Here is a 24823-nt window from a genome sequence, read left to right as displayed (position 1 = left end):
AGAAAAGAACACACTGTCTTTTATGGGGACGCAGATCACACCGGAGCTGGCCGCGAGTATCACCGGGGCGAGTAACTGGCATGCGGTTCGACGCGATCACCCCGACCGTGTCGACGCGATGGCCGACGGTCTGATGCGCGGCGACCTCCTCGGCGACGCGGTGGTCGCCGAGTTCTTCGCGGCCCGCGATGAGCCGGGCGCCATGGCGTGGTCGGACGTGGTCGGAGCGCTGGAGAATCCACCCGACGACCTCCCGCCCGCGCTCGCCGCGTTCATCGCCGCCACCTCCACCCCACCGGACTGGTTCGATCCGGCCCTGGCACACGCCGGTGCGATGGCATGGTGGCGGTTCGGGTCATTGCAGTCGTCGACGCTGTACCAATCGCTCATCTACGGCTACCAGGCGCGCGGGTTCACCCGCCCGCTCGTCGAGACGGGGCGCCTAGCCACCGGCACCTGGGACCGAGTGCAATCGACGGCCCGGTGGGTGGCGCTCGCGACCGCACCCGAGTTGATGGACGTCGGGAACCCGGGCTGGGTGCAGACGCTGCGCATCCGGCTGGTGCACGCGATGGTCCGGTATCACCTGACCGAGCATCAGGGGTGGGACACGCAGTCGTGGGGCGTGCCGATCAATCAGACGTACGCCCAGTTCACGATCACCGCCGGGTTCCTCGCCCTGCCGCTCCGGATCGCCGGCGACTTCGGCCTCCGGTACTCCCGCGCCGAGCGTGAGGCGATCACGCACATGTGGCGCTGGATCGGCTGGGTGATGGGCGTCGACGACGACCTCCTCCCCCGGAACTTCGCCGACGCCGAGGAGATCGACCGCATCGCGCGGGCGTTCCAGATGGAGCCCGACGAACAGGCGCGAACTCTCGTCACCGCACTGCTCGACGACGGGTACCGCACCGAGGTGCCGCTGCCACCGCTCCCGGCACCCGTCGCACAGGCCATCAACTCGGCCGTTCACACGGTCACCCGGCCGTTTCTGCGGACGCTGTTCGCGAGTGTGTCGACCCGGTGGGTCGATCCGGACATCGCGAGCGCACTGGGCCTGCGCAGCACCCGGCTGAGCAACGTCGTGGTGCTCGCACGGCCGATCGTCCGGTCCCGCGAGGTGCTGCGCGCCATGGGCGTGTTCGGCTCCGACACCCGGATGGCCCAACGCGAACTGCACCTCGTCACCTCGCAACTCGGCATCGACCTGAGCAACCCGGACGCCCGCAGGTACGGAACCGTCGCATGACGAACGAGCCGCCTGCGGGCACCGTCACCTTCGAGTTGACGCAGAACCTGCGCTGCACACCCGGCCAGGCGTGGCAGCTGCTGACCGACCCGACGCAGATGAATCGCTGGTCGACGGCGAAGATCACGCTCGCCGACGGCGGCGTCGACGACCTGCCGAACACCGCAGGCGCGCTGCGGACCGTCACGCTGCCCGGCGGACGTGCGCGCCTCAAGGAAGTGGTCGAGCACTCCGAGGCGCCGTTCCGCCTGGACTACCGGGTGCACGACGGCGGCCCGGCGCTGCTCCATCACCTCGGTCGCCAGCGGATCGATCCATCGCCGGCCGGGTGCACCATCACCTGGACCGTCGAGATGCGACTGGTGTCGACGGTCGCGACCCGGCTTCTCGCCTCGCGTGTCCGCGCCCAGGTCGCCGAGTCGCTCGAACTCCTCTCCCGACTGGACCCGCCGGATGAGAAGCCGCTCGCCCCGATCCCAGTACGGGTCGCGGCCAACACCGCGGCGCCGCGTCGTGCGGCACTGGCCGTGCTCGAATCCCAACGTGACCTGGCGGATCGCCTGGCCGCCTCCGACGATCCGAAGCAGTGGTTCGCCCGCGTCTACTCGTACGTGACGCAGGAGATGATCGATGCCTGCCCTGGGCTGGCCAACCCAGACTGGGTACTGCGGTTGATCCCGGTGTTCGACGAGTACTACACGCGCAGTCTGCTGGCTTTCGAGCGCGGCGAGGAATGCGAGCCGATGTGGCAGAAGGCCTGGTCGACGTGCGAGCGCCGGGATCCGGACAACCCTGCACGTCCGGTGATGGCAGGGCTGCTCCGCGGGGTGTCGGCGCACATCGACGCCGACCTGCCGCGGGCGATCGCCGACGTGCACTCCCGCTACTACTCCGACCGTGATCTGCGCGAGTTCCGGCCCGACTACCTGCGTCTGGCACCGGTGTTCACGGCGGCGTCCGATCGCCTGCTCCACGATCTACCTCGATCACATAAGCCCTGGTGGACGACTGCCGCCAGCCGGATTCACCCGCAGGTGCGCGACGCGCTGCTCGCCCGCCGGGGGTATGACGTCGGCAAACACCGGTTCCGGGCGTTCGCGGCGGCCGTGGACACCACCGCGCGCGTGAACCGGTAGGCCAGGTTCTGCTTCGCACTTTCCTGCGCTAGGCTAATTCTCTGTCAATATGGCATGGCTTGCCTTACGAAGAAGCCTGACCTGATGAAACGAAAGTGTCCGCATGAACCTACTCGCCGCCGCTGGTGCGCCGTCGGTCGTCACCCAGATGTTCGGCAGCGGGTTGATCGGAGTCCGTGAAGGACTCGAAGCAGGCATCGTCGTCATGGTCCTCATCGCGTTCGCGGTGAAATCCGAGCGGCGCGATGCCCTCAAGTGGATCTGGCTCGGCGTGGGCGCCGCCCTCACGATGACCGTCGGCACCTTCCTCATCATTCAGTTCGGAACATCGACCATGTCGTCGCTGGCCGCCGAGCTGATCGCCGGCCTGGCGTCCCTGGTGGCGGTGGTGATCGTGACCTTCATGGTGCTGTGGATGCGCAAGGCGTCCGCGAGCATCTCCGGAGAACTGAAGTCGGGACTGACCAAGGCCATGGGCGCAGGCGGTGCCGCGATCACCGGACTCGCCTTTCTCGCCGTCGGTCGTGAGGGCTTCGAGACGGCGCTGCTGATGGTCGGCTACGCGGAGAGCGCCACGAGCGGGCCGTGGCCGTTGCTCGGACTGATCGCCGGCATCGTCGTCGCGGCCGCGCTGACGTATCTCCTGTACAAGGGCGCCGTCCGCATCGACTTCAAGCGCTTCTTCTTCTACACCGGACTGTTCCTGATCGTGGTGGCCGCCGGCATCCTCGCTTACGGCATTCACGCCCTGCAGGTGTACGGGTGGCTGCCCGGCCTGCACAGCACCGCCTTCGACCTCACCTCCTGGTACGACCAGAGCGCTTGGTACGGCGAAGTGCTGCAGGGCATCTTCAACTTCCGTCCCGAGCCCAGCTGGCTCCAGGTGATCGCCTGGCTCGCTTACGTGGCGATCGTCGGAACGTTGTTCGTCGTCCGCGGCCGCGGTCCGGCGAAGCCCCCGGCACCCCGCGCCGACGAATCGGCACCCCAGACCCTTCAGAGCGATCCCGCATGACCGTAAGGAATCTCCCGTTATGACCGTCTCTCCCCGCGTGTTCCGCAGTCTCCGCACTGCGACAATCATCGGATTGGCGGCGGCCACCCCGATCGCCCTCGCCGCCTGTGAGGCGAAGTCGAGCAGCGACGGCGCGATCGCGGTGACGTCGACCGACGACGCCTGCGATCTGGCGAGCACCGACCTGGAGACCGGCCAGGTCAACTTCGAGATTCAGAACCAGGGATCCAAGGTCACCGAGTTCTACGTGTACGGGAAGAACAACCGCGTGCTCGGCGAGGTCGAGAACATCGGTCCCGGCCTCAAGGGCAAGCTCGGCGTCGAGATCGTCGAGCCGGGTACCTACACGGTGGCGTGCAAGCCGGGCATGGTCGGCAGCGGCATCAGCCAGGAACTGAACGTCACCGGTGAGGTAAAGGAGAAGAGCCAGGCCCCCGCCGATGTCGAGGCCGCGAAGGCGCGCTACCTCGATTACGCACGCGGTCAGGTAGATGGACTGGTCGCGCAGACGGAGACGTTCACCAACGCGATCAAGTCGGGCGACAACGAGACCGCACGCAACATGTTCGGCCAGGTCCGCACGTTCTACGAGCGGATCGAGCCGGTCGCCGAATCGTTCCCGGACCTGGATCCGAAGATCGACATGCGCTGGGATGACACCGAGGACGGCAAGATCGAGTTCACCGGCTTTCACCGCCTGGAGCGCTTCCTGTGGCCGCCGAGGCCCGAGCAGATCGGCGAGGGCGGCGACAAGGTGGCTCCGGCCGACGCCGCGCACGCGAAGAGCGCCGATAAGAAGGCGGCCATCGACAAGATCGCCGACGGACTGCTCCGCGATGTGAAGGCTCTGCAGGCCGAGATGTCGAAGAAGGATTTCCAGTTCGAGACGCAGATGTTCGTCGCCGGGCCGCAGGCACTGGTCGACGAGATCGCGGCCACCAAGGTCGGCGGTGAGGAAGACCGTTACAGCCACACTGACCTGTTCGACTTCGCCGCCAACATCGACGGCGCCGAGACGCTGATCGCCGAACTGCAGCCGATGATCTCGAAGACCAGCCCGCAGCTAATGGACAAGATCACCGAGCAGTTCGGGGGCATCCGCGACGCCATCAACACACTCCGTGAGGGCGACGGCTACGTCTCGTACGACATGGTCGACGAGAACACCCGCCGCGACCTGTCGGACCAGATCGACGCCCTGTCGGCGAGCCTCTCCCAGGTGCCCGGCATCGTCCTGCAGAAGAAGTGACTGACGGCAACGTCTCACGCCGCGCCGTCCTCGGGGCAGCAGGCGCCGGGCTGGCTGTCGGTGGTGTAGCCGGTGCGGTCGGCGGTTTCTCCGCCGGATCGTCCGAGGGCGCCGAGGCCACGGATCAGGTGGTCCCGTTCCGCGGCGCGCATCAGGCAGGCATCGTCACCGAGGCGCAGGACCGCCTCCACTTCGCGGCCTTCGACGTGATCACCGATTCACGCGACGACCTGATCGACATGCTGAAGAAGTGGACGTCGGCCGCCGAGCGGATGACACGCGGCGAGACGACCGTCGAGAACGGTGCGCTCGGTCTCGGCGATTACGTGCCACCCGCCGACACCGGTGAAGCGCTGGGGCTCTCCCCCGCCCACCTGACTCTCACGGTCGGCTTCGGTCCAGGACTGTTCGGTCCGAACGCCGCGGACCCGAATCGCAAGGACCGCTTCGGGATCGGCGGCCGCAAGCCGGCCGCGCTAGCCGACCTGCCCGCGTTCGCGGCCGAGAAGATCGAGCCGTCCCGTTCGTTCGGCGACATCTGCATCCAGGCGTGCGCCGACGATCCCCAGGTCGCCGTCCACGCGATCCGCAACCTGGCGCGCATCGGCGTCGGCGTGGTGTCGGTCCGCTGGTCGCAGTTGGGGTTCGGCCGGACTTCCTCGACCACCCGGTCGCAAGAGACGCCCCGCAACATGTTCGGGTTCAAGGACGGCACCGCCAACATGCGAGCCGAGGACTCCGAGGTCGCAGACGAGTGGGTCTGGGTCGGCCAGGAGGACAATCCTCCTGCGGCGCAATGGATGACGGGCGGCACGTACCTCGTCGCGCGCCGCATCCGCATGGACATCGAACCGTGGGACCGCGCCCATCTCCTCGAGCAGGAGAACATCGTCGGCCGCACCAAGGGCGAGGGCGCTCCGCTCGGCCAGTCCAACGAGTTCGACGAGCCCGACTTCAACATCACGTCGTACGGCGCACCGATGATCCCGAAGACCGCCCACGTCCGCCTGGCGCACCCGTCACAGCACGGCGGAGCCCAGTTGCTGCGCCGCGGCTACAACTTCACCGACGGCTCCGACGGCTTCGGCCACCTGGACGCCGGTCTGTTCTTCATCGCCTTCAACCGCGACACCTTCAAGCAGTTCGTCCCCATCCAGCACGAACTGTCCCGCAAGGACGCGATGACCGAGTACCTCATACCCAACGCCTCCGCCGTCTTCGCCGTCCCCCCGGGCCTCAAAGACGGCGAGTGGTGGGGCCAGCACTTGTTCGTGTAGCTCCACGCCCCTTCGCCCCTGCTCGCCGGTTGAGCGAGCGTCCCCTCCCTCGATGGTTGAGCGAGCGCAGCGAGTCGAAACCACCCGCCACCCTCGCACCCAGCCCTAAAGTGCCCTCAACCCCCGTAAGTAAACGACCTCACCCGATCACGGTGCACCGTGATCAGCACGGAATCCAGCACGCCACCACCCTGCCTCACGAACTTGGCGCCTTCCTCTTCCCCCAGGTACCGAACGGCGATGCGCAGAATCGTCGCTTCATCAACCGGCTCGACCGTCGCACGGCCTTCCACCGCCACATACGTGTACGGCAGCGACTCCTGCTGCACCGTGTACGACGCACGGCCGGCCTTCTCGATCAGCTTCGCCTTGAAGGCTGTCTCCCCGGTGAACATGATGATGTTTCCGTCGTCGTTCACGTCGTACCAGATCGGTACGGCGAGTGGTGGATTCGATTTCCGCTCAATCGACAGCACTCCGACGTGCAGCGCACGCAAGAACTCGTCGATCTGCGCCTCGGTCAGTTCTCCCATGTTGTGCGGTTCCTTTCGCGTGGATCACTCATGGTCATGCGTTCAGCATCGATCATCGCCGCTCGACGTGCCTCCTCCGCCAATCTCCCGCATTACCGACCCGTATGGGGCAGATACGAGCGAAAACTGTCACCACCAGGCGATACTCTCCGCTTAGAACATTCATTCGATAGGAGTGGTCATGACCGCGACTCTGTTCACCGACACCGACCCCGACCAGTTGACCGAGGATGAACTCGCTGAGCGTCTGATCGGCTACGCCTCTCAAACGGCGGCTCTCACCGCACGATTCCTCGACTACCTCGCCGCGTTCGACACCCGCCACGGGTGGTCCGGCGAAGGCATCGCATCGTGCGCGCACTGGTTGTCCTGGCGAGTCGGCCTCAGTTTGCGCACTGCGCAGGACCACGTCCGCGTCGCTCAAGCACTCGTCGACTTGTCCTGCCTGCGCAGCAGGTTCCACAACGGTGAGGTCTCCTATTCGAAGGTCCGCGCGATCACGCGTATCGCCACACCGATCCGAGACGAAGAGTTGACCACGTTCGCCCTGTCGGCGACCGCGGCGCAAGTCGAGCGACTGGTAGCGGGTATCCGGCGCCAGGACCGTTCAGAAGATCCCGAATCCGAGGACGAGGCTCCCGAGTCCGCGGCGCACTGGTCGTGGAAGGACGACGGCACTCTGACAGTGTCAATGCGACTCACTGCGCTGGACGGCGCCCGTTTCCTCGCTGCCGTCGTACGCGCCGAGTACGAACGCACCCGAACTACCGCTGACGACGCACCTCTGCCAACTGAAATGTCTGGCGAGGCGGACCCGAATCAGATGCCGCACGACCTGTGGCGCAACGTTCCGTACAACGTCGCCTCGGCCGTCGTCGCGATGTCCGACACGATCGTCGACGGCGTGAAGATGCCGGAGGTCGCCGTCGGCGGCGAACTCCTGATTCACGAGATCGACGGAGTTGCCTCGTTGGACGAAGGGCCTGCGCTGCGTTCCGCGGAACGCGACGAAGCACATTGCGATGCATCGTTGCGGGTCGTTCGTCACGGCGAGGGTGACGCGATGTCCGTCAGTGGTCGACGAGTCGGACCGATTCTGAGGTGGGGGCGGAAGCGCCGCGTTCCGAACGCAGCGCTCGTTCGTACCGTGATGATGCGTGACCGCTCATGCCGATCCCCCGGATGCGGCCGGACCCGACACCTGCACATCCACCACGTTCAGCCGTGGTCAGAGGGTGGGACAACCGATCCCGATAACCTGATCCTGCTGTGCAGCCAGCATCACCGCGCACTCCACGGCGGACAGTTCTCCATCAAGGCGCTTGGGCACCAACGCTTCGCGTTCCGCGGAACGCAGGGCGAGCCACTCGTCGCCGCGCCGCTGCATCGTGCACCCGACGGCTGGCGACCCAGCCCACACGTCCCTGTGGACGGAGTCGACCCGACGGGCGGCGGCCGACTCGACCTTGGTTACGCCACCGAGGTGCTATATGCGGCGTGGCAGTGGAAGGCTGAGCGGGTCGAGGAAGTTGCTGCCGCAGCGTGAAGCCATCACGGTACGGCGACCGATTTGACGGAAGTATGTCGCTACCACCTGTCAGACTACGTCCATGGATCGGGGCATTTACGAGCATCTCGTAACGACGGCGCTACAGAGCGAGCTTGACCGCTCATCACTGTTACACGATGTGGCAGAAGTCGAGAAGGCAGATCGCCCACACGTACTCGCGAGGCACGTGAGCGAACTCGTTCGGCGTTCCCTCGCATCCATCACGAACCCCGAAGACCAAGTCGCGGCGGCTAATCTGATTCTCACGTCCGTCAACGAGACCGCTGGTCTGGTGCTCACTCCGCCGCAGCAACTGACACGCGTCTTCGGCGATCCCGTCCCAGGCGTTCGAGACCGAACGAAGCTGCGGCCGGCAACTCCGCTTTCTGAGGTTGCGCTGCTAACGAACTCTGGGAACGGTGAGCCCTCGATTGGACACGAGTTGCCTGCCGAAATTGCGTCGGCTGACCGCGTTGACCTGGTGTGCGCTTTTATCCGTTGGAGCGGTGTTCGGCTACTTGAGCGCGAGCTCAAGGACCTGGCCGCGGCTGGTAAGCCGTTGCGGATAATCACGACGACGTACCTCGGATCTACGGAACGAGCAGCTCTCGACCGAATGATCGATCAGTTCGGCGCGGAAGTGAGCGTTCAATACGACGCCCTTCGCACCCGACTACACGCTAAGGCATGGATGTTCCACCGCAACAGCGGTTTAGACACCGCCTACATTGGGTCATCGAACCTGTCGAATGCTGCACTGATCGACGGGGTCGAGTGGAATGTTCGACTCTCGCGGGTAGCGACCCCTAGCCTCCTTGAGCGCTTTCAGTCCACGTTCGAAACCTACTGGAACGATGACCCTGCGTTCGAGCGATACGACCCGACGAAACACCGAGATCGTCTCGACGACGCACTCGCGGCCGCTGCCGGTCATGGACCGAACGATCGCGCCACCGTGAGTATCTCGAACCTCGATGTCCGTCCCTACCCATACCAGGAGACCATGCTCGAGGAGCTATGGGCAGAACGTGCAGTACACAACCGGCATAAGAACCTGGTTGTTGCCGCCACCGGCACTGGGAAGACCGTGGTAGCCGCACTGGACTACCGTCACCTCACCGCAGGGCTAGGCAGGAGCCCTCGCCTCCTTTTCGTCGCACACCGCAAGGAGATTATTCATCAAGCACTTCGCACGTTTCGAGAAGTACTCAGTGATGCCAACTTCGGCGAAATCCTAGTCGATGGTGCCAGGCCCGAACGTTGGGACCATGTTTTTGGCAGTGTGCAGTCGCTAAGTACCGACCAGATCAGCGAGATCCCCGCGGAGCACTTCGACGTCGTGATCATCGATGAGTTCCACCACGCGGAGGCCCCCACATACCAACGATTACTCCGCCACCTCACCCCGGGTGAACTCGTGGGGCTCACAGCAACGCCAGAACGTGCTGACGGAGCGGACGTTCGCACGTACTTCGGCGGCCGGATAGCCACTGAACTCCGCTTGTGGGACGCACTTGGCGCCGAGATTCTTTGTCCGTTCCACTATTTTGGCATTGCTGACGGCACCGACCTTTCGACGGTGGAGTGGCGACGAGGAGCCTACGACACTCACCAACTCGAGGCCCTATACACAGGTGACGATGCACGGGTCCGGATGGTCCTCCGTGCGACTACAGACAAGATCGCAAACGTCCACGACATGCGAGCACTCGGGTTCTGTGTGACGGTCACGCACGCCCATTTCATGGCGGACAAGTTCAACGAGGCCGGCATCCCCGCCGCAGTCGTCCACGGCAAGACTCCATCTGAGTCGCGAGCCCGTACGCTCGATGATCTCCGCCAGCGCCGGATCAACGTGATCTTCTCGGTCGACGTCTTTAACGAAGGACTCGATATTCCCGACGTTGACACGATCCTCATGCTCCGGCCGACGGAGAGCGCAACGATCTTCCTGCAGCAACTTGGGCGTGGCCTCCGGAGCCGCCCACACAAACCGGTCCTGACTGTTTTGGATTTTGTCGGACACCAACGACATGAGTTCCGTTGGGATCGAAGACTCAGAGCTATGACTGGAATATCTCGCGGCAAACTTAGTCAGGCCGTGGACTCCCGTTTCCCGTATTTACCGTCCGGGTGCAGAATCGTCCTCGATGAGCAGACGCAACAGACAGTCGTGTCGAATCTCAAACGCCAGCTGTCTATGCGATGGTCAGACATGGCCTCCGAACTTCGAGACGTCGGCGACGTTACCTTGCGCGAGTACCTAACGGAGTCGGGACTCGCCATCGCGGATGTCTTTAAGACAGGAAAGAACCGTGGTTCGTGGACGAAGCTTCGTCGCGACGCCGGCATTGAAGTTGACATATCGACCCCTCTCGAAACCAACCTCCTGAAAAGAATCAAGGCGTTCGGACACGTCGACGACTACTTGCGAGCAACTGCGTATCGAGACTTGGTCTCCCCGAAAGGTCCTGGTTTCGCCGAACTCAGCGATCAGGAAAAACTGCTCGCCGCCATGCTCCACTTCAGCCTGTGGCCTGATGGTGGCGGGATGCGAAGCATCGCGGACGGACTCACGACTGTTCGAGCCACCACCTCAGTCGCCCGCGATATTCGTGAGGTAATCGACGTCGCTTTCGACGATGCACGAACCGAGTCCCATGGACTTCCTGGACGACTCGCGCACCTTCCACTACAGGTCCATGCGCGATACTCCAGGGAAGAAGCACTCGCCGGTCTAGGTGTCGCCTCGTTCGACTTCAAGCCAAGTACCTTCGTAGCTGGGGTCAAATGGATTCCTGAACTGAACGTCGACGCACTGTTTGTCAATATCCAGAAGACGGAATCGTCCTTCTCCCCGACTACGATGTACCGCGACTACCCGATCAGCCGGGATCTGTTCCATTGGGAATCACAGAATGCTACGAGCACCAGCACGCAGACAGGCGCTAGATACGTCAGCGGCACTTCTACGATCTTGTTGTTTGTGCGCAATACAAAAACAACGGATATCGGTTCCAGCCCCTATACGTTCCTTGGCCCGGCAAAGCTCATGAGCTACGAAGGCGATCGTCCGATCGCGATCACGTGGAAGCTTGAACACGAAATGCCCGCCGACTTCTTCAACGAAGCCACGGTCGCAGCGGGATAACTACTCCTCGCCCTGCGCACTCCACTTCTCCACGACGACCATCCCTGGCACGTCCCGTCGCATCCGAACGCCCCTGACCTCGGCCGGCTCGCCATCAGAGGCGATGGGGTCGACATCGACGGACACGTCTTCGTACTCGATCACGATCTCATCGCCATCGTCATCGGAACCCGTCTCGATCCAGTCGTCGATAATCGGGATCTCGCCGGTGTCGGCGTCGTTCTCGAAGTCGTTGTCGTAATCCATGCCGAGGTACTTGCGCCACAAGTTCTCGTCGCGCAGCCACACACCGTCGGTGCGTGCGGCCTGCTCGGCGGCGCGCACCTGCTCCATCAGCGTGATCGCGCGACGGCGCTGCTCGTCCTCGACGCTGATCGACGCGTGCTTTCGGAACGGCACGTTCACCGAGTACAGCGACGGACTCACGGCTGCGACCGGAAAATCGGCGCCGGCGAGGCGCTCAAAGATCTTCTGCGTCAGGGCAAGGGCCGGCTGGGTGGTGACGATGCCGTCGAGCACGCTGCCCTGCGCACGTTCGGCGGCCTTCGCTTCCTCCCACTCGTTCACCTGGCGGTCCAAGTCGGTGTGCTTACCGCCGAGGACGCCGGGAGTCCGTCCCGAGACCTTGTCGACGAAGCTCTGTGCGACGTCGTCGATATTGAACGCACCGTACGCGTTGTCCTCCGCGATCCGAGCGTGGAAGAGCACCTGCAGTAGGAGATCGCCCAACTCGGAGCGCAGGTCGTCGGAGGTGCCGTGGTCGATCGCGTCGAGGAGTTCGTACACCTCCTCCAGCAAGTAGCGACGCAGTGAATGGTGCGTCTGTCGCTGCTCCCACGGCCCCTGACGACGAAGGCGATCCATCAGATCGATGGCGCGAAACAGCGACTCGCCGCGGACGTGCTGACCTTCAATGACCTGTTCTCCCGCTGCGAGCCGCGCGCGGACCGCCGGATGGCGAGTGTCGGACGTGAGGATCGTGTCGAGGTGCGACCCTCGATCGTCACCTGCGAGGAGGTACGACGGCAACTGCCACAACAGGTTCGGGTGCACCTCTTCGGTGACGGCGACTGTCCCCGCCAGCAGCCCGACGGCACCCGCGGGCACCAGATCAGGTCGCGATGGATCGAGCAGAACGACGGCCATGTGCACTCCTCCCGAAGGTCGTCAATGAGATGAGCTTATCGCTCAGCGGTCACGTAAGCCGGTCAGCGGCGCGGGTCGTTTGCGCTTTCAATTCGGCGAGGACGGCTCGAAGCGACGGATCGTCCTCGCCACTGCGCCGCCACACAGCCGACACCTCGCGCCGAGGCGCCTGTTTCAGAGTCCTGAGCTCGACACCGGCAGGCGGCGTCGCACGTGCCAGGCGGGGAATCAGTGCAACCACATCACCCGACGCGACCAGCGCCATCTGCGTGCTGAAGTCATCCACCGAATGCACCACATCGGGATCGTCGTCACCGACCGCGAACAGCCGTTGAAACCACTGATGACACACGGTTCCGGGCGGACTCGTCACCCACCGGTAGCTGTTCAGGTCGTTCAACTCGATGTCACCCGACCGCCGTGCCAGCGGATGCGACGATGCGACGGCCAGATCGCCGATGTCGGTGTGCACGTGGGACTGACGCAAGGCGGCCGATACCGGAGTCGGTACACCGTCGGCGTCGTGCACCAGAGCCAAGTCGGCGCCGCCGGATTCCACCGCGTAGACGGCCGGGTCCGGATCGGACTCCACTACCTCCACTCGCAAGTCGGGGAACTCGCCGGACAGGTTCGCCAGCACCGGTGCGACGATGCCGCGGACAGCCGTGGAGAAGGCGACGATCCGGAACCGGCCGCGCGGCACGCCGGCGTCCGCCGACCTCGCCGCCGACATGGACCGTTCGAGTGCCTGCACCACCTCGGGCGCGGTCTCGACCAGCGCACGACCGGCAGGGGTCAGGACCACACGACGCCCCGCAGGTGAGATGAGTTGCACTCCCACCTCGTTCTCGAGCCTCTTGAGCTTCTGCGAGATCGCTGACGCGGTGAACCCGAGATCGGCCGCCGCCCTGCTCATGGTGCCGAAATCCGCCAGAGCACGGAGAGCCTGAAGCGCCGACACATCAATCATCAAGCAATCGTAATCGTTTACTTCCAAAACTCATCGCTTGTAGTACATGATTGCGGCGGTGACCATGAGTTCATGACCACGACAACGGCTGCAGCACGCGCGTTCGGCACCAACCTCGTCGCTGTACCGACCCCGATGAACCCGGATTTCACGATCGACGAACCGGGCTTCGCATCGATGACGAGCCATCTGGTGAGTACGCGATGCGACGGCATCGTCGTCTCGGGAACCACCGGAGAGTCCCCGACGCTGAGCGAGAACGAACTCGCCCGCCTCGTAGCGGTCGCCAAGTACACGGCCGGAGACGGCGCGAAGGTCATCGCCGGTGTCGGCACCAACGACACGCTGGCCAGCGTGCGCCGCGCCCAGATCGCGGCCGATGCCGGCGCCGACGCCCTCCTCGTGGTGGTCCCCTACTACTCGCGACCCACGCAGGCCGGAATCGTCACGCACTGCACGACCATCGCTGACGCGACCGACCTGCCCGTGATGGTGTACGACGTGCCGCACCGCACCGGCATGGCCTTCACCCCCGATTCGCTGATCGAACTCGCGCAGCACCGGCGCATCCTCGCGGTGAAAGACGCCAAGGGCGATCTCGCCGAAGCGATGGCCGTCATGACGCAGTCCGACCTCGAGTACTACTGCGGCAACGACGGACTCAACCTGCCGTACCTCGCGGCCGGCGCGACGGGCATCGTCAGCGTTGTCGGCGCTGTTCGCGCCGCGGACAACGCGGCGTTGCTCGATGCCGTCGCGGCGCACGACCTGGTGAACGCACGCGAGATCAACCGGTCGCTGATCGGTGCGGCCGCCGCACTGAACGGCGTGGCGCCTGCGCCCGTGACGACGAAGGTCGCGTTGCGAGCGGCCGGTGTCATCGAGCACGTCGTGGTGCGACCGCCGCTGGCGCCGGTCACCGAAGACGAGGTGGCGCAGGTCGTGGCTGCGACGCGGTCTGAAGTGAGCGCGTAGGTCAGCCCGCGGCGTCGTCGCTCAATCAGCGACTGGGGCACCGACACCGCGGTTGCCGGCGGCGTAGGAGGCCGGGGACGTTCCCAGCGTCGCGGTGAAGTCGCGGGTCAGGTGCGCCTGATCGGAGTAGCCGAGGTCGGCGGCCAACGCTGCCCAATCCGGCGGTCGACCGTCGCGAACGTGCTCGGCGGCGTCGATCAAGCGGAAGCGACGGATCACCCACGTCGGCGAGACTCCGGCGCATGCATCGAACATTCGCTGAAGGGTGCGGGACGTGACACCGCCGAGCTTGGCCAACTGGTCGACGGTGCGGATCGTGCGGTCGTTCTCGGCGGCCGACGCGACGGCCGACACCTCGCGGGCGCGGTCGATGCGAGCACGTGGCCGAGCATCCAGTAGCCGCACCAACTCCTCGGCGATCGGCGCCATTCTCCCAACGCCGAAAGCGATGCCCGCGACGCGCAACGCGAGGCCATCATCGACGGGCAGCACCGCAGCCGTCGGCAGGTGCGCGTCGTTCAATGCGTGCACATCGTCCACCCAGGCACCGAAACCGCCGGTGGTCGTCTTGGCTGCGACATTCCATCCGCTCCCCGACAAAGACCGCACCGTCACCGCGGTGGTCACGCCGTTCACCTGCGTGCCCAACGGGTACGGCCCGGGCGGCGGATCGTCACCAGGGGGCGGCGACGTACCGACGCTCACATTGACGGCCGGGGTGGCGATGAGCGGCTGCCGGTGTCGCGTCCCGGCCGGAAGGTCCCATCGCACCGACCAGAACCAATCGATCAGGCCGTCGAGTTCAGCGGGCGCCGGATAACGCTTGAAATCCACCACCGAGAACATCCGCCCCGGTGCAAGGATCCCTCGCGTGTCTCCAGTCCACTGCACAGTTCAAAACTAGCCTCGAACGCCGGTCAGCACTGTCGCGAATCTTCAAGAGCGACGGCCACCGCGGGCATAGCGTCGAATGCATGGATACCTCAGCCGCTCTGCTTCGCGTCCTCGACCAACTCGCCGACCTCCTCGACCGGACTGCGGACACGCCGCCCACCGCGCCGACACCGTGCACCGATTTCGACTTTCAGAAGCTTCGCCAACACGTCGTCGGATGGCTCACCGCGTTCACCGACGGGTACACGGCCGAGGATCACACCTGCAGTGACCCGGACGCCGTCACCGTGGAAGGGTCCGGCGCCGACCAGGTGCGGGCCAATGCCGCCCGCCTCGCCGACGCCCTGCCCGACGCACTCGCCCATTCACTCAAGATCGGCGGGGCCGGCATGCCCGGCGACATGGCGGCGTCGATGATCCTGTGGGAGTACCAGGTTCACGGATGGGACCTGGCGCGCGCCGCCGGGGTGGAGTGGGCCCCCGCTGAGGACGGCGTGCAGGCGTCGCTCGAATTCGCGCCGGCGATGCTGACGCCCGACTTCCAAGGGGAAGGAAAGACGTTCGGGCCGCGGGTAGAGGTTACCGGCGATGCGGCGGCGTTGGACCGGCTCGTCGGGTTGTCGGGTCGGGACCCGGGTTGGGTTGCCGGGTGATCGGGGGCGCGTGACGGGTGATTTCGATTCGCCGTCGACGCTCGCAAGCTCGCGGCGTCGTCACTCAATCATCGAGAGGAAATGCCACTCCGACGGGTGACGAGTCAATCCTCCACCGGCACGATCGCCTGGAGGAAGGTCACCAGGTAGTCGATGAGGTCGGTGTCACGGATACGAGGCGAACCCATCCCCGCGGTGCGCGGGATCGGGAGGGTCACCACGTGGGTCGTGGCACGGTACGACGCCGACGAGTACATGCGCTTCAGGCGGATCTGCTGGCTGTCGAGCAGCAGCATCGGTGAGATGCGGACCGACTGACCGGCCAGACCGATCTCGGCTACCCCGCGCTCGCGGCACCGCAGTCGCAGCCTGGCGATCGCGGACAGACGCCGCGTCTCCTCGGGCGGCGGACCGTAACGGTCCTCCAGCTCGGCGAGTACCTCGTCCACGTCCGCGTCGCTCGTCGCCGACGCCAGCTTCCGGTACGCCTCCAGACGCAGCCGGTCGGCCTCCACGTACTCGGTGGGGATGTGCGCATCCACCGGCAGGTCGATCCGCACCTCCCCCGTCTCCTGTGTCTGCACCGAAGTCCCATCCGCCGCAGCGCGATACGCTTCGACGGCCTCGCCGACCAGACGCACGTACAGATCGAACCCGACGCCCGCCACGTGACCCGACTGCTGCGCACCGAGCACGTTTCCGGCACCGCGCAACTCCAGGTCCTTGAGCGCAACGGCCATGCCCGCGCCCAACTCGTTGTTCTGCGCGATCGTCGCCAGCCGGTCGTACGCCGTCTCCGTCAGCGGTTTCTCCCCGCTGTACAGCAGGTACGCGTAGCCGCGCTCACGGGAACGTCCCACTCGCCCGCGCAGCTGGTGAAGCTGCGACAGCCCGAAGTTCTCGGCGCGGTCGACGATCAGTGTGTTCGCATTCGAGATGTCCATGCCGGTCTCGATGATCGTCGTGCAGACCAGCACGTCGTACTCGCGGTTCCAGAACGCGTCCACCGTGCGCTCCAGCTGGTCCTCGCCCATCTGACCGTGCGCGACGACGACCTTCGCCTCGGGCACCATGTTCGCGATGTCCTTGGCCACCTTGTCGATCGTCGACACCCGGTTGTGCACGAAGAACACCTGGCCGTCGCGCAGCAGCTCACGGCGGATCGCGGCACCCACCTGCTTGGACGCGTACGGGCCCACATAGGTGAGCACGGGATGTCGTTCCTCAGGCGGAGTCAGAATGGTCGACATCTCACGGATGCCCGCCATCGACATCTCGAGCGTTCGCGGGATCGGCGTCGCCGACATGGTCAGCACGTCGACATGTGTGCGCAGCGCCTTGATGTGCTCCTTGTGCTCGACGCCGAACCGCTGCTCCTCGTCCACGATCACCAGACCGAGGTCCTTCCAGCGGATACCGGTCTGGAGCAGCCGGTGCGTGCCGATCACGATGTCGACCTCGCCGTCGGCCATCTGCGCGATGGCCTCCTTCGATTCTGCGGCGGAGGTGAACCGTGAGAGTCCGCGCACCTTCACCGGGAATCCGCCCATGCGGTCACGGAAGGTCTGCAGATGCTGATCGGCGAGGATCGTGGTCGGCACCAGCACCGCCACCTGCTTGCCGTCCTGCACCGCCTTGAACGCAGCGCGCACCGCGATCTCGGTCTTGCCGTAGCCGACGTCGCCGACGATGACCCGGTCCATCGGGACCGCCCGCTCCATGTCGTTCTTGACCTCGGAGATCACCGTCATCTGGTCGACGGTCTCGGTGTAATCGAAGGCGTCCTCCATCTCACGCTGCCACGGAGTGTCGTGACCGAACGCGAACCCGGGGGCCGCGTGGCGTGCCGCGTACAGCTGCACCAGCTCACCCGCGATCTCGCGAACGGCCTTGCGCGCCTTACGTTTCGTGTTTGCCCAGTCGGATCCGCCGAGCTTGCTCAGCGACGGCTGCTCACCGCCGACGTAGCGCGACAACTGGTCGAGCGACTCCATCGGCACGAACAACCGGTCCCCCGGCTGGCCGCGCTTACCCGGCGCGTACTCGATGACCAGGTACTCGCGACGCGCGCCGGACACGGTGCGCTCGATCATCTCCACGAACTTGCCGATGCCGTGCTGGTCGTGGACCACCATGTCGCCCGCCGTCAGCGCGAGCGGATCCACCTGGTTGCGTCGCTTCGCCGGCAGACGACGACCGTCCTTGACTCCGACGACGCGCGCACCTGTGATGTCGGCCTCAGTCGCGACCACGAGCTGCGCCGACGAGAACACCACGCCGCGACGGAGGATGCCGTGATAGACGGCGACCGCATCGGCCGGCGCCTCCTGCCCCTCGGCGACCAGCCGCGCGGGCACCTCGGCCTCACCGAGACGTTCGACGAACCGCTGCGCCGTGCCCTTGCCCGCCGCGACCAGCGCCGCACGACCACCCGACGCCAACTGCGCACGGAGCGACGACATGAACGCCGACAGCTCCTTCTCATCGCCGTGCGGAGCCGGACCCGGATGCACGTCGAGGACGAGCTCGTCGCCGCTGCCGGTCTCGAGCGGACTGAGCGTCCACCACGACCTGCCGGCACCGACGGTGGCCTCCTCCACCTCGGCGACCGGACGGTAGGCGCTCGCGGTGAGGTCGATGGCCGTGGCGTCGACCGGCGCATCGGCACCGAGAGCCGCCGCGTTCCACGACGCCTCCAGGAACTCCTCGCCGGTCCGCGCGAGGTCGACGGCGCGGGTCCGGACCTTCTCCGGATCGAGCACCAGCACGCGGGTGCCCTCGGGCATCACCTCGCTGAGCAACTGCATCTTCCCCTCGACCAACGCGGGGATCAGCGCCTCCATGCCCTCGACGGGAATGCCCTCGGCGAGCTTCGTCAGCATCTCGCGCAGCGCCTCGTCGCTGGTGGTGCCCGCCAACTCGGCCGCTCGATCGCGCACCTGCTCGGTGAGCACCAGCTCGCGACACGGGTGAATCGACACGCTCGACGCGTCGACCTCCGGCTGCGTCCGCTGATCGGCGACGCTGAACGCGCGCATATCGGTGATCTCATCGCCCCAGAACTCCACGCGCACCGGGAAGTCGGCGGTCGTCGGGAACACGTCGAGGATGCCGCCGCGGACCGCGAACTCGCCGCGGCGGCCCACCATGTCGACACGCTCGTACGCCATCTCCACGAGTTGCTCGATCAAGACCTCGAACTCGAACTCCACGCCCTCGCTCAGCGTCATGGTCCGGAGCCGGCCGAGCCCCGGAGCCATCGGCTGCACCAGCGAACGCACCGTGGTCACCACGACGCGCAGCGGATCGTCCCCCGGCGACGCGAGACGGTGCAACACCGCCAACCGAGCGCCGACCGTGTCGGCGCTCGGCGACAGTCGCTCGTGCGGGAGCGTCTCCCACGACGGGAACTGCGCGACGGTCGAACGCTCCGGCAGCATCTCGGCAAGCTCGGCCGTCAGGTCGTCGGCCTCACGACCGTTCGCCGTCACCACCAGGATCGGCGCCTGCGCATCGCTCGCCAGGCCCGCTACCAGGAACGGGCGCACCGCATCGGGCGCGGTGATACTCAGACGTGAGCGGCCCGCTCGCTCGCGCACCGCCTCGAATGCAGCGTCACGCAGCGCGAGAGCCGTCAGGCCCGACAGGGAGCCGGGCACGTGAGAACCTGCCGTCTGGGCATCTGAATCTGGAGCGGGAGTCGACACTCACGCCATTCTATTCGCTCCCGAACAACGTCTCACCCAGGTAGCCGTCCCGACTCGCACCGGGCAGCATCGCGTACACCGCCGACCCGATCGGCGTGGTCCACTCGTTGAGCGCGTCATGATCGGACAGCCGCTGCTGCACCGGCACGAACTGCGCGACCGGATCCCGTTGATAGGTCGCGAAGATCAGCCCGCTGTTTGACGATTCGCCGGGTTCAGGCGCCAGGTCGTAGCTGTACGGACGCCGCACGAACTGCTCCCGATCGGTCCGCTGATGCGCACGCGCGATGTGCGACTCCGCTGGGATCACCGGGATGCCGCCACGCGTGGCGCTGAAGTTCGGCTCGTCGTGTTCGGCGGTGCCGGTCAGCGGTGCACCGTTGTCGAGGGTCCTTCCCAGCGACAACTCCCGGCCGGGACGGTCGATCGCCTCCCAGGTGTCCATGTTCATCGCGATTCGACGCAGGACGAGCGACGTGCCGCCCGCCATCCACTGCTGGTCGGAGCCGTCGTCCCACACCAGATCGTCGTACCGGTCGTCGGCGGGCTGCACGGTGCCGTCCACCTGACCGAACAGATTGCGGTCGTGGTGGAAGCCCTGCTGCGTCCACCGCAGCCGACAGCGGCGGCGGATCGGCGCGACCACCACACGCACCGCATGCGCGAGCGTCATCGGGTCGTCGGAGGCCACCGCCACCACCAGATCGGTCTGACCCCAGCGCTCGTCGAGCCGGTCGATCGCGAAGGCGGGCAACGGCGCGAGCCACGACGGCCGCCGCGGCGCGAGCGTCGGTGAGGTGAACACGCGGGGACCCAGACCCGCCGCCACCGACAGACGACTCGGCGCCGTCCCCAACTCCTGTTCGGTGTCGGAGAAGCCCGGCTTCCCCTGCACGAGGTTCGCGGCGTCCTGACTCCACATACGCAGGAATCCTTGCAGCGTGACGTGATCCGCGGGATCGAGGAGGTCGATGCCGAGAAACGCGGCGTGCGCCTGCATCGGTGTCGCGATGCCCGACTGATGCTCGCCGAAGAAGGGCAGCGTCTGCTGCCCGGCGGACTCCGCCGAGTCGGGGCCGGACAGTTCGTGACCGACCCCGACGGCGACAGCGCCGACGCCGAGCCCCGCCAGACCGGCACCACCGGTCAGCAGGGTCCTTCGGGAGATCCGTGCGGGCTTGCGGCCCGTCACCGATGCTCGCCGGAATGATCCGGCGAGTAGTTCTCTTGATTGCCGTCGAAATCGCGTGCCAGCGCATCGACGCGTGTGGTGGATCCGTCCGCGAACCGGACCGTGATCGCCACCTGCTGGCCTGCACGGATCGGGCGCTGCACGCCCATGAACATGAAGTGCTCACCGCCCGGCGTCATGGTCAGCGATCCGTTCGACGGAACCACGAACCCGCCGTCCTTCTCCTTCATCGTGGTGGTCCCGCCGGAGTCCACCACTTCGTGGAGCTGAACCTGTTCGGATACGCCGCTCGACGCGGAGACGATCCGGACATCGCGGTCGGAGCCGTTGGCGATCTTCGCGAACGCCGCGGTCATCCCACCACCGGGGGAATCGCCTTCGACGGCCTTGACCCACTGAACGGACACGGTGACCGCGTCGGCTTCCGGGCTGTTGTCGGTGGAATCGGTGGAGCACGCACCGAGTAGTGCGATGGATGCGACGGTCGCTGCCGCGAGTGCGGTCAGTCGGGCCGAGCGCAGGATATGGCGCCGTGCCATGAGTTCTCCTCTGTCAGCAAGGGTGTGAAAGTCGAATTTCAGACCATTGCCGGCGGCCCGCGGATCCCCGCAGCCGTCGAGCGGAGGATCGAGCGCGCATGCACCGCACACCCGACGACCGGGGCCCGCGCCGGCTCGTCAGCGGAGCCGAAACCGACGGCGAGACGCTGGATCACGGTGATCCGCGACTGGCAGACACGTGCGAGACGCTCCGCGACCACCAGAACCGCCACAGCGGCGGGGAGTGCGAGGACGTGCCAGGCGAGCATTCCGGTGTCCGGGAGCAGGGCAGACCAACCACCGTGCGCGCCGTGCCCGAGCATCGTCAGCGCGCCGTGCGCCGTGACCTGTCCGCCGACAAGCGCTGCGGCGGTGCCGCTCCATCCCACCGCGAGCCTGCCCTGCGACCGGCGACGCTCCACCGCCCGAACCTGTCCGGCCCGCACCACACCGACGACCACTGCGAGTGCGGCCAGCACCACCACGTGCGCTGTGGAGAGGCCGTGCCCGTCGAATCCACCGCCGAACCCGTGCGCGGCGATTCCCAGAACCGTCGACACGATCGTCGCCAGCACGCCGTGCATCACCGGATCGACCGGCAAATCGGCAGTTGTCAGGCGGATGGGCACGTGCGTGAGGATACCAATGGGAGTCGGAGCTGCAGGTACACGCAGCCGACCCACCGGCCGAACTTGTAACCGACGCCGGGTGAGCGGCCGACCTCGACGAAGCCGACCCGTTCATGGATCGCGATGGACGCCGGGACCTCGTCCGCGATCACCGCCATGATGTTGCGCACCACGGACGGGTCGGTCGCGGCGACGAGCGCCTGCAGCAGGGTGGTTCCGATCCCACGTCCGGCCGCCACGGGGAGCAGGTAAATGCTGTTCTCTGCGGTCCAGTTCCAGCCGGTCTTCCCGCGATACGGGCCGAGGTACGCGTAGCCGATGATTCCCGGTCCGAGCTCCGGATCCTCAAGGTCCGGATCCTCAGCGACGAGGAACGGACGTCCGGCCGCCGACGTCGACGCCAGACGATCTCGCCAGCAGGCGACGTCGGGCGCCTCGTAATCGAATGACGCCACCGAGTTCTCCACGTAATACCGGTAGATGTAAGCGACTGCCTCGCAATCATCGGGGCGCGCCGCGCGAATCAAGAGCATGTCGTCGATTCTGTCGTACCACCTCGCGACTAAGGTCTATCGAATGGGCGATTCCGTACGAGATCACACCCCCGACGGCGCTGAGGGGAAGCTGCACGGCGGCTTGCGGCCCCGGCACCTGATCATGATGAGCCTCGGCTCAGCGATCGGCGCCGGCCTCTTCGTCGGATCGGGTCAGGGCATCACACTCGCCGGTCCGGCTGCGCTCCTCGCCTACGCGATCATCGGCCTGATCGTCGTCTCGGTGATGCGGATGCTCGGCGAACTCGCCGCAGCTGACCCGAATCCCGGCGCCTTCTCGTACTACGTCGGCAAGGCTCTCGGGCCGGGCGCCGGCTTCATGATGGGCTGGCTCTGGTGGATTCAGATGGCAATCGTCGTCGCCGCCGAATCGCTTGCGGCCGCCGAAGGCCTGAACGCCCTCATCGGGCTGCTCCCTGCCTGGGGATGGGCCCTCGTGTTCATGATCGTCTTCACGATCCTGAATCTCACCGGCGTCTCCAACTTCGGCGAACTGGAGTTCTGGTTCGCGCTCATCAAGGTGGCGTTCATCGTGGTGTTCCTCGCCCTCGGAGCGGCGTTCCTCTTCGGGTGGCTGACCGAGCCGTCGCCCGGAATGGACAACATCGGGGAACTGATGCCGAACGGAGTCGGCGGGGTCGCCGCCGCCCTGCTGGTCATCGCCTTCGCCTTCGGCGGCATCGAGATCATCGCCGTAGCCGCCGCCGAGACCGACGATCCTGGCCGCAGCGTCACACGCGCGATCCGCACCATCGTCTGGCGCATCCTGGTCTTCTACGTCGGATCCGTGCTCATCATCCTGCTCGTCCTGCCACTCGCGGACGAACGCATGGAAACCGGACCTTTCGTCGGTGTCCTCGAGGAAGCGGGCCTTCCCGCTGTCGCAGCCACCATGGGCACCATCATCGTCGTCGCCCTGCTCTCCGCACTGAACGTCAACCTGTACGGTGCCTCCCGCATGCTGTTTTCCCTCGGAGCGCGACACATGGCGCCCAGCGTGACGATGAGGACCGCGGGCAACGGCGTTCCCTATGTCTCCGTGCTCGCGAGCGTGGTAGTCGGTTTCCTCGTGGTTCCGGCAACGTACCTGTGGGGCAGCCAGGTCCTCGACCGACTGCTGCAGCTCGTCGGCTCCACTCTGCTGGTCACCTGGTTGGCGATCACCGCCGCACAGATCGTTCTACGACGACGCGCCGACCGCATGGGCACCGACTTGCCCATGCGCATGTGGGCGTATCCCTACCTGTCGGTGGCGACCCTCATCGCACTGATCGCCATCGTCGTTCTCGGACTCACCACCGACACGGTGCGCGACCGGATCATCTCGACGGCGATTCTCGCCGTCGTCCTGTGGGTGGCCGGACTCCTCAATCACCGGCGTCTGCAACGGGCGTCACCGTAGGACCCACCGTGGTCTGCACCGTGTCCCGGTGATCAGAGTCGACGAGCATCGGCTTCGGATCCAATCGGGTCAGTCCGTTCCAGCAGAGATTGACCAGATGGGCGGCCACCACTTCCTTAGGTGGCTCACGAACATCCAGCCACCACTGAGCAGTCACCGACACCATGCCGACGAGCGCTTGCGCGTACATGGGCGCGAGTGCCGGGTCGAATCCACGACGTTCGAAATCGCTGGCGAGAATGTGCTCCACCTGGCTCACCGCGTCATTCAACAGGCTCGAGTACCGCGTCTCCCCCGCATCGCCACCGGCCGCCTCACCGCGCATGAGGATGCGGAAGCCGTCGGTTCGCTCCTCCATGTACGTCAGGAGCGCGAGCGCCACCTGCTGGATCCGATACAGCGACCGGTTCTTCGTGAGTGACGACGTCACCATCTCGAGGAGTTTGTCCATCTCGCGGTCGACGACCACCGCGTACAGACCTTCCTTGCCGCCGAAGTGCTCGTAGACGATCGGCTTCGAGACACCGGCCCGCTGGGCGATCTCCTCGATCGAGGTTCCCTCGAACCCGCGTTCGGCGAACAATCCACGGGAGACCTCGATCAGCTGCAGACGACGCTGCGCGCCCGTCATCCGTGCACGTGGGGCTTTCACCACTACTTCGGCGTCGTCCGCCGGCCTGTCGATAGCCATGCAGTCAGTCTAACGACCGGCGACGACTGTTCGAACCGTCCACAGATAGCAGTAGAGCCCCCACCAGTGGTGGGGGCTCTACTCACGATTAGTTCGGCGGTGTCCTACTCTCCCACACTGGTTAGGGTGCAGTACCATCGGCGCTGGAGGGCTTAGCTTCCGGGTTCGGAATGGGGCCGGGCGTTTCCCCTCCGCTATGGCCACCGAAACAATATGAAACTATCCACCACCCACAACCCCCGAATTCGAGGGTCTTGGATGGGTGTGTTGTTTCAGAAAGTAGATAGTGGATGCGAGACACACAAAAAATAA

Annotated in this window: 20 protein-coding genes and 1 rRNA gene; 10 read left to right on the top strand and 11 right to left on the bottom strand. The window is 65.7% G+C overall.

Features of this window, described 5'->3' with window-relative positions:
- Positions 1 to 22 precede the first annotated feature (22 nt).
- From FO044_RS03515 to efeB, 5 genes are all read left to right on the top strand, one after another.
- Positions 23 to 1249 (top strand): oxygenase MpaB family protein, encoded by a 1227-nt coding sequence (locus FO044_RS03515; protein ID WP_132994086.1) that lies wholly within the window; start codon positions 23 to 25, stop codon positions 1247 to 1249.
- Complete coding sequence (locus tag FO044_RS03510) at positions 1246 to 2385, top strand: SRPBCC family protein (protein WP_132994087.1); 1140 nt, start codon at positions 1246 to 1248, stop codon at positions 2383 to 2385. The genes FO044_RS03515 and FO044_RS03510 overlap by 4 nt, the downstream gene beginning before the upstream one ends.
- Before the next feature lie 103 nt (positions 2386 to 2488).
- Positions 2489 to 3400 (top strand): iron uptake transporter permease EfeU, encoded by a 912-nt coding sequence (gene efeU, locus FO044_RS03505; RefSeq protein WP_132994088.1) that lies wholly within the window; start codon positions 2489 to 2491, stop codon positions 3398 to 3400.
- Between the two features lie 19 nt (positions 3401 to 3419).
- Positions 3420 to 4649: an iron uptake system protein EfeO gene (efeO, locus tag FO044_RS03500; protein WP_143965346.1), complete on the top strand. Its 1230-nt coding sequence runs from the start codon at positions 3420 to 3422 to the stop codon at positions 4647 to 4649.
- Positions 4646 to 5926 (top strand): iron uptake transporter deferrochelatase/peroxidase subunit, encoded by a 1281-nt coding sequence (gene efeB / locus FO044_RS03495; RefSeq protein WP_143965345.1) that lies wholly within the window; start codon positions 4646 to 4648, stop codon positions 5924 to 5926. The genes efeO and efeB overlap by 4 nt, the downstream gene beginning before the upstream one ends.
- A 116-nt stretch (positions 5927 to 6042) precedes the next feature.
- On the opposite strand, the gene FO044_RS03490 is transcribed toward efeB, so the two are convergent.
- On the bottom strand, positions 6043 to 6459 hold the full coding sequence (locus FO044_RS03490) for a pyridoxamine 5'-phosphate oxidase family protein (RefSeq protein ID WP_143965344.1): 417 nt from the start codon (positions 6457 to 6459) through the stop codon (positions 6043 to 6045).
- A 181-nt stretch (positions 6460 to 6640) separates the two neighbouring features.
- On the opposite strand from FO044_RS03490, the gene FO044_RS03485 reads away from it, so the two are divergent.
- Entirely contained in the window at positions 6641 to 8005 is a 1365-nt protein-coding gene (locus FO044_RS03485; protein ID WP_143965343.1) for an HNH endonuclease signature motif containing protein, read from the top strand.
- A 64-nt stretch (positions 8006 to 8069) separates the two neighbouring features.
- Positions 8070 to 11159, top strand: a complete 3090-nt coding sequence (locus FO044_RS03480) for a DEAD/DEAH box helicase (protein WP_143965342.1) — start codon at positions 8070 to 8072, stop codon at positions 11157 to 11159.
- Here the strand turns inward: FO044_RS03480 and FO044_RS03475 are convergent, their stop codons facing one another.
- A complete protein-coding gene (locus tag FO044_RS03475; protein WP_143965341.1) occupies positions 11160 to 12305 on the bottom strand; it encodes a nucleoside triphosphate pyrophosphohydrolase in 1146 nt (381 codons plus the stop codon).
- Between the two features lie 49 nt (positions 12306 to 12354).
- Entirely contained in the window at positions 12355 to 13275 is a 921-nt protein-coding gene (locus FO044_RS03470) for a LysR family transcriptional regulator (RefSeq protein ID WP_143965340.1), read from the bottom strand.
- Positions 13276 to 13347: 72 nt separating this feature from the next.
- Here FO044_RS03470 and dapA point away from each other — a divergent pair, with 72 nt between their 5' ends.
- A complete protein-coding gene (gene dapA / locus FO044_RS03465) occupies positions 13348 to 14250 on the top strand; it encodes a 4-hydroxy-tetrahydrodipicolinate synthase (protein ID WP_132994101.1) in 903 nt (300 codons plus the stop codon).
- A 21-nt stretch (positions 14251 to 14271) separates the two neighbouring features.
- On the opposite strand, the gene FO044_RS03460 is transcribed toward dapA, so the two are convergent.
- On the bottom strand, positions 14272 to 15084 hold the full coding sequence (locus FO044_RS03460) for a helix-turn-helix domain-containing protein (RefSeq protein ID WP_165943120.1): 813 nt from the start codon (positions 15082 to 15084) through the stop codon (positions 14272 to 14274).
- Positions 15085 to 15224: 140 nt separating this feature from the next.
- Here FO044_RS03460 and FO044_RS03455 point away from each other — a divergent pair, with 140 nt between their 5' ends.
- Positions 15225 to 15797 carry a TIGR03086 family metal-binding protein gene (locus FO044_RS03455; protein WP_132994103.1) on the top strand — a complete coding sequence of 191 codons (573 nt, stop codon included), beginning with the start codon at positions 15225 to 15227 and terminating at the stop codon, positions 15795 to 15797.
- Positions 15798 to 15901: 104 nt separating this feature from the next.
- On the opposite strand, the gene mfd is transcribed toward FO044_RS03455, so the two are convergent.
- The 5 genes from mfd to FO044_RS03430 are packed head-to-tail and all read right to left on the bottom strand — an operon-like array spanning position 15902 to position 22397.
- Positions 15902 to 19456, bottom strand: a complete 3555-nt coding sequence (gene mfd / locus FO044_RS03450; protein WP_132994104.1) for a transcription-repair coupling factor — start codon at positions 19454 to 19456, stop codon at positions 15902 to 15904.
- A 58-nt stretch (positions 19457 to 19514) separates the two neighbouring features.
- Entirely contained in the window at positions 19515 to 20696 is a 1182-nt protein-coding gene (locus FO044_RS03445) for a Dyp-type peroxidase (RefSeq protein ID WP_132994105.1), read from the bottom strand.
- On the bottom strand, positions 20693 to 21235 hold the full coding sequence (locus FO044_RS03440) for a copper chaperone PCu(A)C (RefSeq protein ID WP_143965339.1): 543 nt from the start codon (positions 21233 to 21235) through the stop codon (positions 20693 to 20695). Before FO044_RS03440 ends, FO044_RS03445 begins: the two co-directional genes overlap by 4 nt.
- Before the next feature lie 38 nt (positions 21236 to 21273).
- Positions 21274 to 21864, bottom strand: coding sequence for a hypothetical protein (locus FO044_RS03435; protein WP_143965338.1), 591 nt, complete (start codon positions 21862 to 21864; stop codon positions 21274 to 21276).
- Entirely contained in the window at positions 21849 to 22397 is a 549-nt protein-coding gene (locus FO044_RS03430; protein ID WP_143965337.1) for a GNAT family N-acetyltransferase, read from the bottom strand. The genes FO044_RS03435 and FO044_RS03430 overlap by 16 nt, the downstream gene beginning before the upstream one ends.
- Before the next feature lie 43 nt (positions 22398 to 22440).
- Here FO044_RS03430 and FO044_RS03425 point away from each other — a divergent pair, with 43 nt between their 5' ends.
- Positions 22441 to 23820, top strand: coding sequence for an amino acid permease (locus FO044_RS03425; protein ID WP_143965336.1), 1380 nt, complete (start codon positions 22441 to 22443; stop codon positions 23818 to 23820).
- On the opposite strand, the gene FO044_RS03420 is transcribed toward FO044_RS03425, so the two are convergent.
- Both FO044_RS03420 and rrf read right to left on the bottom strand, forming a co-directional pair.
- A complete protein-coding gene (locus tag FO044_RS03420) occupies positions 23786 to 24511 on the bottom strand; it encodes a TetR/AcrR family transcriptional regulator (protein WP_143965335.1) in 726 nt (241 codons plus the stop codon). The two genes, FO044_RS03425 and FO044_RS03420, sit on opposite strands and share 35 nt — an antisense overlap.
- Positions 24512 to 24602: 91 nt before the next feature.
- Positions 24603 to 24719, bottom strand: a 5S ribosomal RNA gene (gene rrf / locus FO044_RS03415).
- Between the last annotated feature and the right edge of the window lie 104 nt (positions 24720 to 24823).

Origin of the sequence: Gordonia zhaorongruii (assembly GCF_007559005.1) — a bacterium.
Taxonomy (GTDB): Bacteria; Actinomycetota; Actinomycetes; order Mycobacteriales; family Mycobacteriaceae; genus Gordonia; species Gordonia zhaorongruii.
This window is presented reverse-complemented; position numbering and strand designations above follow the sequence as displayed.